The following is a 16,429-nucleotide window of genomic DNA, read 5'->3' as shown; positions in this document are numbered from 1 at the left end:
AACAAACTTTGTGACAAGCGAAAATACTATGGATAAATTGGTTGACAAAGTCAAACAGATTTATGACACTTATGCCGATGAAAATACTTATTTTAAACGCATTGCCCTAGTAGGCTGTGATACCGATTGGGTTGGAAAAACTTTAACCAAAAACTTTGCCACAACTATTTATAACGACACACCAAGCCTAAGATATGCTGAAGTTACTGGCAGAAAAGGTGAAATGCAAATCAATACTGATGGCACTAAAACCATGGAAACGGGTAGTGAAAAAATGATTTATCAGTGGAATGCTGTTTTAAATATCGTTACCCAACAAACTGAAGAATCTAAGCGTGTGGGGGAGGTGTTAAAGGGTTTGAAGCTTGGGGGTGCAAGTTCTAAGGGTTCATCTGGTGTTGTTGATATAGATAGTATTCCAGATACATTAACCAGTCAACAAATAGACATAAAGTCTCCTGTTGGCTCAGGTGTGTTTAAAACTGCCTACAATTTTAAAGATCAACCTGATTTATTGGTGTTGCTAACAAAGTCAAGCCGTAAAGCCTCTGATATTGAAGAAGAAATGAGATATTTAGAACAACTAGATGATCTTGGTATGAAAACACCTAAGCGTTACAAACAAATCAAATTTGTAGATGAAGCCAATAAAACTAAGACTTTGCAACATGGTTTAGTTGTGCAAAAAATTAGAGGTGTGAAAGATATAAAATTAATCCATAAAGATTGGATTCCGTCAGGAAGCGTCCTGCGAAAAACACTTAATAGCAGTAACGACAAAACCTTAAAAGATATTAAGCATTTACAAAAAATATTTGCAAAAAACCCTCATCTTTCTGTAATAGATTTTCAAGGGGTTATTGCCGAAGACGGTCAATTATATGTTATAGACCCAATGGGTGTTATTATGTCGCCTGGAAATGGCAAGAAGCATGCATCTCAGTTAGATGCTTTGCAGGTATTTGAACAACATATTTTACAGCGTCATAAGCGTTTTACTGACAAAACACTCAACCATATTACTTATATTGACAAACAACTTTGGGAATCATCCGATAACACGCTAAAGCAACAAATACTGAGCGATGCACAGGAAAATAATAACAAGGCTATTGTTACTTATGATGTTGAAACAGATCAAAAAGAAATTATCTATAGTCCAAGTAACAGCCAAAGTTTGATTTTTAATACTGTTGAAGTCATTGCCCGTGACACCGAAAGCCAAAACGTTGATTTGAAAAAATATTGTATTGATTTTGCCGAAAAACAAGGCTGGAAGCAAAGCAATAATTCTATCTTTCGTGTAAACACTCCCGAGGAGTATGAAGCCTTAAACCTTAAAAGTAACGGCAAAAATAAACACAATATTATTTTGTCAATTGGTAACGATAAAGTTACTCAGGAAGCGGTTCAATCGCTCTATGAAAAACACCCTGACAATAGTGTTATTGTCACACTTGATGAACAAGGTAGATTAGTTTTTCCAGAAGGCAAAGTATTTATACCTGATGCGAGTGTACGGCTCAATATCGTTGGACATCCAGAAAAATTGAAAAAAGTTGGTGCTCAAAATTTAGCAAATTACACTGATGAAATAATGCAACGCTACAATATAGATTCAGTAGACAGTCATGCTTATTTGAATCGTGCTGCTTTGGTAGGCAGTAAAAACGAAGAGCTTAGCAAAAATTATGCCAAACAACTTTATACACGAGAATATTTAAGAGGTGCCAGTGTTACAGGCAGAATAGGCGATATACAAGTTAATGCAGATGGCTCTAAAACGATGGACAGTCCTAATCAAAAAATCATTCATAGTTGGAATTATGAAAATAACAAACCTGTTTGGACAACAGAAAGTTCTAAGAATATTGGCGAAGTTTTGGACCATTTAAAATTAGGGTCGAACGATGAAGTAACTGCCTTAAATTTACCCGATTCATTGAATTATGGGGATTTGGGTAAAGTTGTTGGCAAAGGTCACATGAAAGCCGCTCACACCTTGAAAAACCACCCTGATTTATTATTTTTACAGCGATATGGAGGTACAGAAAATAGCCATTATATTGAACAATTAGAAAATGAGGTTAAATGGATTAACAAATTTAGAGAAATGGGCGTTAAAACGCCAAAATATTTTAAGACTATTTCTATGGTTGACAAAGACGGTCAAGAACGCCATGGAATTTTAGTTGAACGCATTCACAGTGCAGCTGTAGTAAAACCAGAGGATCTTTTGGGAGGGGTAAGGGAGAGGGCTGGTGAATTACTTAAAGATGAACGCACAACATACAAAACACTTGCCGACATTCAGAATTTATTAAAAAAATTCAACCAACATCCAAATTTGAGTATTGGTGATTTGCAAATGTTAATGGGTAGAGATGGGCAACTTTATGTGTTTGACCCAATCAACAGCGATCCACCATCGTCTAAAACTTTGTCTAGTGCCTTACAACAAGTCAGAAAAGACAATATAGAAGACTTAGAAAAGTTGAGAGACAAATCGTTAGGCACCCTGAAAAAGTTTGACCAAAACAAAGGCATGCACGCCATTCTTATCAGCGAGAATGTGTTAAAGCAAGATCCTGAATTTGAAAAAGATCTATTAAACAAGGCAAAAAAACAAAAAGACCTTGTCGTCATGAGTTGCAGCTCAGATAGTACAATCAAAGTGCTTTACGAGCCAAAAACTGACTATCAAATTGATAGAATTGAAGTCATACTTGATAAAAATAATCGCTTTATTGATAAAAATCAGATGAACGATTTAATAAAAGGAAATCCAAAAGTTTCTAGTGATATGGTTTTTCGTCATGCCCTAAAAAAAGATTTCAGCAATTACCGAACCAATATTATCGTTCAACACGGTAATAGCGATATCGCAGTTAAGGCTGCCCAAGACCTTGCAAATAAACATCCTGAAAATAGTATTGTTGTTCATTTTGATGCCAATAACAAATTAGTCACATCAGACAATGAGTTTTACACTCCCAAAGGCAATGTGCGACTTAGCTTTGTTGACCATGGAACAAACTTTGTGACAAGCGAAAATACTATGGATAAATTGGTTGACAAAGTCAAACAGATTTATGACACTTATGCCGATGAAAATACTTATTTTAAACGCATTGCCCTAGTAGGCTGTGATACCGATGGGGTTGGAACAACTTTAACCAAAAGCTTTGCTAATGCTATTTATAACGACATACCAACCCTAAAACACACAGAAATTACTGGCAGAACAGGACAAGTGCAAGTAAATGACGATGGCACCAAGACCATGACAACAGATGGCACCAAAATGGTTTATAGTTGGGATAATAAAAATAATGATATTGTTTCAAGAGCTGAACATAGCAAAAAAACAGAAGATGTATTAAAAAACCCATTATCAGAAGATATATTTAGAAATCCATTTAACGACAAGATTGATGAGCAAGTCAAAAAATTAGAAGAACTATTTACAAATGAAGAATTTGGAAATTTAGAGCCTAGTAAGCATCAAGATGTGTTAGATAATATTCTTGAAGTTCTTTATAAGGCACAAAAGGATGGTATAGAGTCTCATCTGCCTGATCTAGAAAAGTCTATGTTAGTTTTTGATGAGCACTTAAAACAACACCAAAAATCAGAAATTTTAAAAGAGTTAAATGAGGTAAGAGGCTCTTTAAAAGATTTTGACACTGAAACCAAATTCAGAATTTTAAGTAGAGAAGGGCAGGAATTGTACGAATCTATCATTAAGCCTATTAAAGAAGAATATCAGAAAGCTCAAATATTGGAAATAGATAAAAAGATTGAGGCATTAAAGGTTATTCACGATAAAGTCATAGAACTTTTAAAAAGCCATCCTAAAATAAGTAAAGAACTAGTGAGTAGTAAATTGGCTGTGGAGCGTGTAACTCAAACAGCTGAGCAATCTCAATTTAAGTTTAAAACATGGAATAAGCCACTTTTGGTAGATAGATTAAATAAAGTATCGTCATCATGGTATAGACATCGAATTATTATAACATTGGAAGATGATAAAATCTTATCTGCTTCTGAAAGTCTAATTGCGAGTAAACATCCAGATAAGACAACTATTGTTCATATGGATAAGCAAGGTAACTATTCTACTGTATTTGGGACTAAATTAGACAAGATACCATCAGGAGAGTTAAAGGTTATAGTTAATGGGCATGGTAATTTAAAAGGATTCCAAGATAGAAGTGTTGACGATATTGTTAAATATATTGGCATAATAAATCGGGCTGTTCATGACGATTCTCGTTTGAAAAAAATCAGTTTATTTTCTTGTAGTTTAGGGGATAGATATCCTAAAGTATTGCTACCTAAGTTAGCAAGAGAGAATATAATTACTGAAGTAAGTGTTAGATTAGGTCGAGTAACTACTCTTCCTAATGGTAGAAAAATTACAATAGGAACGCAAACGGACAGTCGCCGACAATATCACTCAAGCGAACTTAAAAAAACTTATGCGCTCAAACAAGGTAAAGTAGTTCTTGTAGATTCTTATTCAGATGAACATTATGATGTCATCCTTTCTGTTAAAAAAAATGGAACTCTAGAAATAAAAAAGATTCACGGTGACAAGGAAGTTCATGAATTGCAAGGCAGATTAAAAGTTCGCGTTGAGGCTAAAGATTTTGATACAACCAAAAAAATACTACAGGAATTTCAAGAAAAACTACCTACAGATGCTTCAATGGAGCAAATCAATATTAAAACAGAAAAAAGTAGTGATAGTTGGTTTACTGATTACAACACACCTGAGCAGATAGAAAATTTAAGAATCTTAGGCATACAATTTGATGCAAATATTTTGTTGTATTCCAACTCTGGACCTAATCAAGGAACAGTTGTTGTTAGTAATAGGAATTCTGGGAGTGCTCTTTATAAAGGTGCTTCAATGTTTACTCAATCTCACAATATACCAAAAAATACATTAGTATTGCTTGAAAGTTTTTCAAGCAATATTAATGCTTTTCATTATTCGCAAAAAGGATACGATTCTGATGTTACAGTGAAAATTTCCCACCACCCCCCAGCTACCACCCCTACAATAGAAAAAACTTTAAAAAATTTAATACGCTTGACAGCGGTTACTGAAGGCTTTCCTATTGGCAAGATAAGTATTGAAACACCTATAGATTCCGATATTGATCATTACAAAGATTTGCTTAGATCTTTATATGAAGCGTATAAAGTTGAAGTTACAGTAATGGCAATATTACAAGACGGTAGGGTTCAGACATGGTTATCAATTAATGATACCCAAATGGTTGAATATAGTCTGAAACACCTAGCCGAAACCACCCCCCACCAAGACAAACCCCTCCAAGATTGGGACGATTTAAGTAAAAACCAAACCGACAAACTAAAAGAAGAATCTAAAAAAACCAAACCCAGTTTAGCCAATCACGACCATCAAGTCCTAATCCAAACTGAATTTGATAGGAATGTTAAGGGCAGCACCCTTAAACTTGCCTCTAAACACCCTGCACAAACCACCATCGTGCAAATGCAAAAAGACGGCACTTACCGAGTGGTTTACGGTCCTAAGCTTAAAGATATTACAGGCAGGGTCAAAATGGTGGCCGTGGGTTACGGCAGAGAAGAGGGCGACACTCAAACAATGGGAGGTAGAACCGCTGATGAATTAAGTGCAAATATCACCAAACTCAATCAAGCGTTAGCAGGTGATGCAGATATACAGCGTATTAGTATCGTTGGTTGTAATATGGAATCAGACAATCCTACCGATAATAGCGACAGCCAATACGGCAGAAGAATGGTCGAAAAACTCAGTCAATCAAACATCAAAGCCCCTGTTGTTGTTAGAAGTAGTTATGTTACTGTTGATGAAAACGGTAAAAAACTCACTTCAAACACAGGTTCAGGTAACTGGATGCACAAAGACAGTGCAGCCAAAACCATTTACAGTCTTGGCTCAACAGGTGCTGTGATTAGCAGAGTTTATAACGATGAAGGTACTTTGATTAAATACAACGGCAAGCGTTTAAATCAAGATTTGGATAACGACACCAACCCACAAGACACAGGGGATCAGCAAGTAGTAAGTGATAAGCAAGAACAACCAAAGACAAAGACAGATACGGAATCAGAAGCAACCAAACAAAAACTGGCTGATATTGATAGACGGCAAACTGAGTTTGCCAATTCAGTTGACCCCAAGAAAGTCAAACCACTGAGAAACCCTAACACCACCAGCACACCTAGCAACAGTAAAAGTAAAAGTAAAATTGCCACCACTGCTTTTAATATTCAAATTAATATCGGCAATGGCGACCACACCACCTTCTTCGGCGGTTCTACCAATGTAGATGTCAAAGTTGGCAATGGCGGGCACTACGCACTTATGTATGGCGATAACAATATTTTTGTCAGCATTGGTGATGCAGGCAGTACTAAGCGTTTTGTTGAAATAGGCGGTTATCGTGCATTAGAAGGAGTGCAAGTTTTAATAGGCACTAAAAATGTAGTGGTCAACCATGGTACTAGAAATGACTTGATTATTGCAACAGACCCTTCCTTTCCAATGATTCCATTTGTTAATCCTTTTGACGGCTCAGCCAATATCTTGGGCTCCTTACAAGGCATGGCAGACTTGAATCACTCTGAACAAAATGCCTTATGGAGTTGGAAAAAAACCAAAAAGTTTGCAACCAGCATGAGCTCTCTAGATGCAACTAGTGATACCAACTATAAGAAAATATTGATGAGTGGTGGACAAAACGCAGTGTCCGACAGAGGGTTAAAATACGATATAGAAATGACACTCAATAAAAAATCTAATGATTTTATGCAGCGTGAAAGCAAGCGTCAAGAGGCAAAACAAAGCTTCAAAGAGAAAGTGAGCAATTTTAGCTTAAATCTCACAATTGGCGGACAAGGTTCTGACATCCTTGTCGGCAACGGTAACTTTAGCTTTATGTTTGGTGATACCTTCTCCTCTGTTTTAGACACCACTGTTGCTTCATTATTCGGCATTATGCAACAAGGATACACCTCAGACGGACAACCCAAAACAACCTTTACTTACACGCCAAGTAATGTCAAAACAAAACTGATTAACGGCATTCTCAATGAAATGGCATCCCAAGCAAAAGATACCACCTTTGGCAATATATTAGGTTACGAATACACCAATTCTGGCCACATCCGCAAAACCTCAACACAAAGCCCTGATTTATCAATGTCAGATTTATTAAAAGAACTACTTGGTACTGTATCTGACACTTTTGGCAATTCTATTAAAGCCTTGTCCGAACCAGAACGCATTATTAACGCCCTAAAATCAGGCATAGATTCGATAGAAGACATGGGTGAAAATACCTTGGACGCATTGGGGATTAAAGACAAAGATAAAGACAAGGATAAGGACGAAGACGAAGATAAGGACGAAGATGACAGCAACAAGAGTACAGAAAACAATGACGAAGCCAAACAAGACGACAAAAAAAATGAAGCCTTTGGCTTTAGCGGTCTCAAATTACCTTCGCTATTCACTCTTTTCACACCAAACCTAATTGAAACACTCAGCAATTTGCCAGAATTAGCAGAAACACTATCCAATAGTATTTCCACAGATTCTGCCAATATGGAAAACAAAGCCCTTGAACTTTTCTCAGACATTGGCTATATGTCCAATGACGGAGATTTATTCTTCAACATAGGCGCTCAAAACTTTGCATGGGGCGGCGACGGCAAAGATTTATTTGCCTTAATGGGCACCAATAACAATGTCTGGGGCGGTAAAGGCGATGATGTCGCCTATGTTATTGGCGAAGGCAACACCATTAGTGGTAACGAAGGCGATGATAGTGCCGTTTATGTAGGGCAAAATCACATGTTTATTGGTGGTGAAGGTGATGATATTAGCGTAGCATCCGGTCGATACAATACTTTATTTGGCGGCGCAGGCAGAGACCAACTTTGGGCATTTGGAGAAGGCGCCTACCTTGCTGGCAATGAAGGCGATGACTATCTGGTATCCACTGGTAACTATGGCAAAATTCACGGTCATAGTGGCGATGATGTCGGTATTTTAATTGGTGCTTACAATGTTATGAACTTAGGCGAAGGTAACGACCATGGCAAAGTATTCGGCAATAAAAATATCGTTTATTTGCGTGAAGGTGATGATGAATTAGAAGTTGCCAGCCATCAGTCCTCTGTTATGGCAGGATCTGGCAATGATGTTTTATATATGCATAAATATTCAACTGATAACAATATTAACGCAGGATCAGGCAATGATTTGCTGTATTTAAATGGCACAGAAAACATTGTTACTGGTGGTGCAGGTACCGACATATTCATCGTTGGAAATGACAATATATTTAGCAAAATCATCACCGATAAAGAAGATTATATCGCATTTGATTTAGACAGTTATCAAGACACCATGTATCACAAAAACAATAACGACCTCTTAATCAAACACCGGTCATTAATAACACCAAATAAAACCGATGACAAACATCAAAAGGACAATACCGATGTTGATATTGCCAAGCAATATAGAGAACAAGAAGGCACCGTGTTAATTAAAGATTATTTTGCCGATACCAGTAGCACCGAAAGTGCAAAAATTTGTATTAGCATCGACACTGACAACGAGCGCTATCATTATTTGGATAAAGAACAAGTCAGTAAATTGGTTGAATATATGTCATCTTTTGACTCATTCTCCGACACCGAAGGAGCAGCTAATTACAAAAAAGAAGTTAATCAATTATGGTCCGAAGCCAAGGTTGGTTATAATATTCCCGAAGTTATGAAAAATTTAATTTAATAAAATAAAAAAGAGTAAAAAATATGAATAATAAAAATATGTTTGTAGATACCATCAGTGCCATTAATGTCAACAATGGCATCGTCAAAATGAACCTAGTAGCCCAATCTTCTGAGCAACAACCAACCGATGATAACAATAACGAACCAAAATTTGACGACCTAGGACAAATCACCATGCCATTAAATGGTTTTTTGTATATGTTAAGCGTCATCGAAGGACTGATGCAAGATGACAAAATGAAAGATATGATTCAGCGTTTTCAAGAGGCTGGTATTATTCCAACTGAGAAGGATATTGAGAAGGCTCAGGGTAAATAATTTTTTTTAAGTGGGCTCAGTATTGCAACCAGTTTACCAATCAATTTATACACTATTTCTGTTATTAAGAGAAGAGGTTCTTGGCAGGGATATTCTTATTCAAGCAGATAAAGATAATGTGGTGTTTGATGAAAAAAAACTGCATTTATTTGCCGAGAAAAATCTACTAAAGCTCCAGTTTGGCAAAGCAAAATTATCTGTTAAAAAACTACAAAAAAAAACGCCCTTTGTCTTTTTTACTAAAGAAGGACAGCCTTCTGTGGTTGCCAGTCTCTCCAAAGAGGGCGTTTTAATTCAACGCCCCGGTAAGGAACCCGCTCAATTTCAATTGCCTGATATTCAAAAAGTTTGGAGTGGTAAAGTTATTTTTGTCAAAGATACTGCTAAATTTGGACTTTGGTGGTTTGTTCCTGAATTTTTGCGTTATCGCAATACCTTGTTAGAAATCATTAGTTTTTCTTGCGTTTTAAAAATTGTGGCACTGATTTTGCCATTGATTTTCCAAGTAGTCGTTGATAAAGTGGTGGTTAATAATGCTTTATCAACCATGGTTATTTTATTGATTGCCCTGCTTAGTGCCAATATATTTGAAATCGCCTTAACGAGTATACGAGAATATTTATTATTACACACCGCTAATCGCATTGATATTGGCTTGGGAGTGCGTTTATTTAAGCATTTAATACATTTGCCTATTGCCTTTTTTGAAAGTAAATCTGTTGGATTATTGGTGAGTAGGGCGCAAGAAATTAACAGTGTGCGTGAATTTTTTACGGGTCAAGCATTGTTAAGTGTCATTGATTTTGTGTTTTTATTTATCACTTTTTTTGTAATGTATTACATTTCCCCAAAAATAGCCTTAGTGGCCGTTGCCACGGTGCCATTTTATTTTATTAGCGCTTGGTTACTTACGCCAAAACTAATCAAATATATTGAGTTATCATTCAACAAGGGAGCAAAAAATACCGCCTTTTTAACAGAATCCATTTCCAACAGCGAAACCATTAAAAGCATGGCATTAGAACGGGTTATGTTAAAACGCTGGAACAAGCAAACTAATAGTATGGTTAGTGTGAATTATAATTTACAAAAATTAAATACTTTTGCCTCGCAAATGGTGAGCATTTTTTCAAAAGTTGTGGGGGTATTGATTTTATGGCTAGGTGCAACTGAAGTCTTTGCGTTAAAAATGACCATTGGACAATTGATTGCCTTTAATATGTTATTGTCTATGTTTCAGCAGCCCCTTAATCAGCTCACTTCATTATGGCAAGAATTTTTACAAACGAAAATAGCGGTTGAACGATTAAGCAGTATTTTAAATACACCTGCTGAGAAGAAAACACACCAAACTCTGCACAAATTACAAGGCAAAATTGAACTTAGAAATGTGTCTTTTAAATACACACCTACTGGTAATTTGGTGCTTGAAAATATTAATTTAACCATTGAAATTGGCGAAAGTGTGGCTTTGGTTGGTGGGTCTGGCTCTGGAAAAAGCACAATTGCTAAATTGATACAAGGCCTATATGTTCCCGATTCTGGCGATATTTATATTGATAATGTTAATATCAACAAGATAGATGTGCATTCATTAAGGGACCAAATCGGCGTTGTTTTGCAAGAAAATTACCTTTTTCAAGAAAGTGTGCGCTTAAATATTGCCCATAAAAATCCAACATTGCCAATGGAACAAGTGATTAAAGCGGCAAAAACCTCAGGTGCCGATGAATTTATTCGCAAAATGCAATTGGGATACAATACTGAGATTCAAGAGGGGGGAAAGTCCTTGTCAGGTGGACAAAGGCAAAGAATTGCATTTGCCAGAGCCATTATTAACAAACCAAAATTACTTATCTTAGATGAAGCAACTTCTGCCTTAGACGAAGAATCCCAAGCGTTAATTCGTCAAAATATGACCACAATATCGCACGGTAAAACGGTAATTATTATCGCCCATCGTTTGTCCACTATTCGCTCTTGCGATCGAGTGGTGGTTCTTAATAAAGGTAAAATAACCGACATTTTAACGGGCGAAGATAAGGCTAAATATTTAACTCTCATACCATCATGAATTATCATTTATTTAAGAAAAAACTTGCTTCAATCTTTGCCAGCAAAAAAACCGATAACAAGGCGTTTGAATTTTCCCCCACCTATTTACGCATTCAAAAGCAAGCGCCGACAAATTTCTCTCGCCTCATTGGCTGGGGTGTGGTGTTGTTTGTAATAGCAGTGTTGCTATGGGCTTATTTCAGCCACATTGCCATTTATGCAAACACCACAGGCAAGTTAATTGTCTCTGGTAAGTCGCAAAAAATTCAACCGCTGAATGCAGGTAAAATTGAAAAAATTTATGTCAAAGAAGGGCAAGTTGTGCAAAAAGGGGATTTGTTGGTGCAACTTAGCGATGTAGATGCAAAAACCAATATTGCCAATTTAGAGGCAAAATTATCATTCTATCGACAAAATCAGCAGAATTTTAAATACATTTTCCCTATTGTTGAGCAAATAGAACAAGATGAAAATACTCAAAATACCATGCCAATTGACACCTTACGCAATAAGCAAGCCACCCTAGATTTGGAAGAATGTTTTAAACAAATTGCACAATTTAACACCAAAATTGAGAACCTAAGAAAAGCTAGTAATAATTTAAAAAAGGAAATTAAATTAGAGCAATCTATGCTGAAGAATGCACGCAAGCGTGTGGATATGTTCAGTCGTTTTTTTGACAATCAAGATATTTCCGAATTGCAATTTCTGCAAGCACAAAAGGAATTACTGCAATCTAAAAAAGAACTGCTAAGCAAACAATCTAAACTGCACGAATTAAATAACAATCGTCAATTAGAAGAAAGTAATAAAAAATTTGCTATCAGTCAAAAGAAAAATGAAATCTACAAAGAATATCAAAAAAATCAATTGGACATTATTGAATCCTCAGAGGCTATAAAAAAATATCAAAACCAGCGGCAAACAATGCGTCTTTATGCCCCAATAGAAGGCTTTGTGCAAGAAATTACCATCAACACAATCGGCGGAGTGGTAACCTCTGCACAAGAATTAATGTCCATTGTCCCCATAGGCAAACTTTCCCTACAAGCAGAGGTGAAAATATTAAATAAGGATGTTGGCTTTGTGCGTACTGGGCAAGTGGCAAGCGTGCAATTGGATGCCTTTAATTATATAAAATACGGTGCAATTGATGGAGTGGTTGAAAATATTTACCAAGATTCTATTGAAGACAAAGAGTTGGGATATGTTTTTTTAGCCACCATCAGCCTTAAAGACAACAAAATACGACACAAGGGCAAAATAACACACTTACACGCAGGCTTATCAGTCGTTGTCAGAATAGAAACAGGTCGCCGCCGTGTGATTGACTATTTATTATCACCTGTTTTGGAGCATGTCAATGAAGGACTTAAAGAGCGTTAATCTCACGGCTAATAACCGTGCTTTACGCTGTATCGTTCAATTACTAAGACATTTTGAAAAAAATATTGAGCTGACGAGCATCAGCCATTTATTGGTCAATAGTCAAGAGGATAATTTAAGCCAAACGGAACTAATATATGCCATTAAATGGGCAGGTGTTAATGCCGAATATATACAAATTGACCTAAATCAATTAGGCAAATTACACCTACCCGTGCTCATTGAATGCCAAAATAATTGGCTCCTTCTTGAAGCATTTGACGGGCAAGATCTCACTGTATTTGATGGTATGGACAGGTGGCAGATAAGCACACAAGATAGTCGTCAAATTTGGCAAAACTCCTGTATTGCCATTGCCAATAATTTAGAAGAATACGATGCCAACACTGTGCAAAATGTTGCCATTAAAAAAGAGTCTATTTTCCAATGGTTTTTACCCTCAATCAAAAAACATAAAAAACAATTTTTATCGGTGATTTTTATCTCCATTATGATTCAGCTGATTATGCTCCTCACTCCCTTGTTGTTCCAATATTTTTTAGACAGCGCATTACCCAGTTTTAACCCGACTAATCTACAAACTGTGATGATTGCAATGTTATTTTTTGCCTTGGTTGACCCGATGTTTTTACTGATGCGCTCCTTTGCCTTTTCCAATCTCACTTCTAAGATTGATTCAGAATTAACCAGTCGTATTTACGAACATTTAATGCAATTGCAATTGTCTTTTTTTCAAAACAATCAAATTGGCAAAATAACCGCCTTTATGAGGGAAATGGCAAATATTAGGCAATTTATGACAGGCAATTCCCTCACCTTGGTGATTGATTTAATTTTTGTTGTGGTGTTTTTCTCGGTTATGTTTCAATACTCTGTTTTTATGACCGTCATCGTCTTAATATTCTTGCTAATTTATTTCTTCTTTTGGCTAATAATAGGCCCAGTTGTGCGTAAACGAAGCGAGAAATGTTTTGATGCAAACGCAGAAAACACCGCCTTATTAACCGAAACCTTGTATGGCATTCACTCCATCAAATCAATGGCAACAGAACACCGATTTATCCAACAATGGGAAAAACGATTGGGAAAATATCAAAATGCTTACGCCAAAGCAGAGTTAACCAGTATTTTCTCCATACAAGGCATTTCATTTATTAATAAAATAATGGTCATTGTCATTTTATGGCTAGGCATTACCGAAGTATTAGAAGGCAACTTAACCATCGGTGCCTTTATCGCCTTTCGTATGTATTCTAATTATGTTGCAGAACCCGTTATTCGCCTAGCACAAATATGGCAAGATTTTCAATACACATTAGTTTCTATTAAAAAAATCAGCCTTATCCTCAAAGAACCACTAGAAGAATTACCAAAAAATATGTTCCTCAACAACCTCTCAGGTAATATCGTTTTCAAAGGCGTTTATTTCACTTACAAAAAAGAATTACCCCCCGTCCTATCAAACATTAATTTAACCCTAAAATCTGGCTGTATGCTCGGCATAACAGGCCCCTCTGGCTCTGGAAAAAGCACACTAACCAAATTATTACAAATGTTCTACCGCCCCACCACAGGGGAAATCTTAATAGACGGCTTAGACATCAGAACCCTCTCACCAACCGAATTGAGAATGAATATGGGTGTCGTCCTACAAGACAGCGAATTGTTCCAAGACACCCTAATCAACAACCTTAAAATCGCCAATCCCTATGTCAAAATGGAACAAATACAAGCCGTTGCCACAATGTGCGGCGCCGACTTCATCAAAGAACTCCCCCAAGAGTACGAAACCATGCTCAGCGAAAAAGGCAGCAACCTATCCGGCGGCCAACGACAAAGAATCGCCTTTATGCGTGCCCTAATAAACAACCCCAAAATCCTCATCCTAGACGAAGCAACCTCCGCCCTAGACTACGAATCAGAACGCGTCATTTTAAACCACCTACCAAAAATAAGAGAAAACAGAACCATCATCTCAGTCGCCCATCGCCTCAACACCATCAAATACGCAGACATCATCATTTTTATCGACAACGGCAAAATCACCGAACAAGGCACCCACCAAGAACTAATAGACAAAAAGGGTGGTTATGCAAAGCTTTATCAACTGCAACAACAAACCTAAATGGTTATCTATGCATTATGGCTTTCTAGCTAACGCTTGAATTTAGCTGATGCATTAACGGTTGACTAGAGTGATTTGTTATGCTTAATTTATAAAAATGATAGTATGCCAAATATGAAAGTTAATTTGATGTAACTGAAAGTGGCAGATTTTTTACCTCAGAAAAAGGCATGACGCTTTTAGTTGTCAGCTAGATTTTTTGGTTATGTTTGGCAGCTTATTAACTGTTGCTTTAAAGATTTACCTAAACAATATGCCAAATTACAAGGAACTGCATTTCCAACCATTTTATAACCCGCCATAAGATTACTATAATAAAAAATATGGCTATCTGGAAAAGTTTGTATCCTTGCACACTCCCTAATGCTTAACCGTCTGTATAAATCTTCTTTTCCTTCAACAAAAATTCTTTTATTTTGCTCTATAAGTTTCATTTTCGGTGCTTGTGGATGAATAGGTGCGTGTCTTCCACCTGCTTGTATTGTAAATGATGGCTCATCCCAGCTTCGCACGCGATTCCTAGACATATAAATACTCGAAAAACCTCCAATCATGTATTCATGATTAGGTAAATAACATTTATCGCCATTTGTTTTTTGCTTTTCTTTTGCAGGTAAAACACCTTCTTGGATATCAGTAATAATATCTTTTAAAAATCGTTTATTTTTTAATGGCTCAGGAAATTTAAACTTAAAATTTAAATCTTTTCTAATTCCTATAAAAAAGACTCTTTTTCTATCTTGTGGCGTGCCATAATTAACCGCATTTAAAAGAGAAAAGGATAAATCGTAGCCACTCTCTGAAAATAATATTTTAATATTTTTTAATGCTTCTGAATGGCGTTCAGCTAACATGCCTGAAACATTTTCTGCCAAAAAGAACTTTGGTTTTTTATCTCTTAAAATTCTAATAAACTCAAAAAATAATTGCCCTCTTTTATCTTTAATTCCTTTTAAAGTTCCTGCTTCACTCCAGCTTTGGCAGGGTGGACCACCAATAATACCATCACAATCAGGTATTTCATCTGAAGGAACACCTCTAATAGAGCGTCTATCTAAAGTGGTCTTGGGGAAATTTTTCTCAAATGTTTCCCAAATATCTTTATCATATTCATTAGCCCAAATAGTTTGAAATCCAGCCGCTTCAAACCCTTTATCTAATCCACCTGCACCAGAAAACAAAGAGACTATTTTCATATTAAACAAGCTCCTGTGGCACAGATAATTTATTGATAAATAAACTATGGGGAGCATTAATTAAATTGGGAATTATATACCTAAATCCGCAAACTTAATTTTAAGCCTTTTCCTCTAATCGCCATTTTTGGTTTTTCTCAACTTTTGTAGGTTTTTTATTCTCATATTTAACTTTTTCTTTTGGTTTGGCTAGTAAAACCTCTTTTAGGGTTTTTTCTATTTGTTTTAGGGTCGTCATAGTGATTTAGAATAAGGCAGTGATTTGATGTAGTCTTCCATAAATTGCCAGTCTGGTTGGGTGTTTTTTGTTGGTAATTTTATATTTATTTCCTTCATTCTTGTTTGACTGCATTTTCTGCCGTAATTATATCTATATTGTTCCAAATTAAGAATTGTTGTTAAAAATAGTGCAATATATTTATTCATCTTAAATTCCGGCACAAGCTTTTCCACATGGTCGCTTGCTGAAAAGTTATCTTTTTGGTATGAGCAATATCCTACTACAGCGCTATCGACAGTCAAA

At 36.2% G+C, this 16,429-nt stretch carries 7 protein-coding genes; 5 read left to right on the top strand and 2 right to left on the bottom strand.

What is annotated here, in order from left to right; all coding sequences use genetic code 11:
• Positions 1–28: 28 nt before the first annotated feature.
• The 5 genes from CRYPD_RS05420 to CRYPD_RS05400 are packed head-to-tail and all read left to right on the top strand — an operon-like array spanning position 29 to position 14,710.
• A complete protein-coding gene (locus tag CRYPD_RS05420; RefSeq protein ID WP_171004346.1) occupies positions 29–8,824 on the top strand; it encodes a C80 family cysteine peptidase in 8,796 nt (2,931 codons plus the stop codon).
• A gap of 23 nt (positions 8,825–8,847) precedes the next feature.
• Positions 8,848–9,144 (top strand): hypothetical protein, encoded by a 297-nt coding sequence (locus CRYPD_RS05415; RefSeq protein ID WP_138146582.1) that lies wholly within the window; start codon positions 8,848–8,850, stop codon positions 9,142–9,144.
• Between the two features lie 22 nt (positions 9,145–9,166).
• Positions 9,167–11,218: a peptidase domain-containing ABC transporter gene (locus CRYPD_RS05410; protein ID WP_171004345.1), complete on the top strand. Its 2,052-nt coding sequence runs from the start codon at positions 9,167–9,169 to the stop codon at positions 11,216–11,218.
• Complete coding sequence (locus CRYPD_RS05405; RefSeq protein ID WP_138146580.1) at positions 11,215–12,585, top strand: HlyD family type I secretion periplasmic adaptor subunit; 1,371 nt, start codon at positions 11,215–11,217, stop codon at positions 12,583–12,585. The genes CRYPD_RS05410 and CRYPD_RS05405 overlap by 4 nt, the downstream gene beginning before the upstream one ends.
• Entirely contained in the window at positions 12,563–14,710 is a 2,148-nt protein-coding gene (locus tag CRYPD_RS05400) for a peptidase domain-containing ABC transporter (protein WP_171004344.1), read from the top strand. The genes CRYPD_RS05405 and CRYPD_RS05400 overlap by 23 nt, the downstream gene beginning before the upstream one ends.
• 203 nt (positions 14,711–14,913) lie before the next feature.
• On the opposite strand, the gene CRYPD_RS05395 is transcribed toward CRYPD_RS05400, so the two are convergent.
• Both CRYPD_RS05395 and CRYPD_RS05390 read right to left on the bottom strand, forming a co-directional pair.
• Complete coding sequence (locus CRYPD_RS05395; RefSeq protein ID WP_138146578.1) at positions 14,914–15,906, bottom strand: DNA cytosine methyltransferase; 993 nt, start codon at positions 15,904–15,906, stop codon at positions 14,914–14,916.
• A 234-nt stretch (positions 15,907–16,140) separates the two neighbouring features.
• On the bottom strand, positions 16,141–16,429 hold a 289-nt coding region (locus CRYPD_RS05390; RefSeq protein WP_171004343.1), incomplete at its 5' end, for a restriction endonuclease subunit S.

It is taken from the genome of Bathymodiolus heckerae thiotrophic gill symbiont (genome assembly GCF_900180345.1).
Classification (GTDB): domain Bacteria; phylum Pseudomonadota; class Gammaproteobacteria; order PS1; family Pseudothioglobaceae; genus Thiodubiliella.
This window is presented reverse-complemented; position numbering and strand designations above follow the sequence as displayed.

Excerpts from the sequence above, each read along its gene's own strand:
- CRYPD_RS05420 (WP_171004346.1), top strand. The coding sequence starts at position 29 with ATGGATAAATTGGTTGACAAAGTCAAACAGATTTATGACACTTATGCC.
- CRYPD_RS05415 (WP_138146582.1), top strand. The coding sequence starts at position 8,848 with ATGAATAATAAAAATATGTTTGTAGATACCATCAGTGCCATTAATGTC.
- CRYPD_RS05405 (WP_138146580.1), top strand. The coding sequence starts at position 11,215 with ATGAATTATCATTTATTTAAGAAAAAACTTGCTTCAATCTTTGCCAGC.
- CRYPD_RS05400 (WP_171004344.1), top strand. The coding sequence starts at position 12,563 with ATGAAGGACTTAAAGAGCGTTAATCTCACGGCTAATAACCGTGCTTTA.
- CRYPD_RS05395 (WP_138146578.1), bottom strand. The coding sequence starts at position 15,906 with ATGAAAATAGTCTCTTTGTTTTCTGGTGCAGGTGGATTAGATAAAGGG.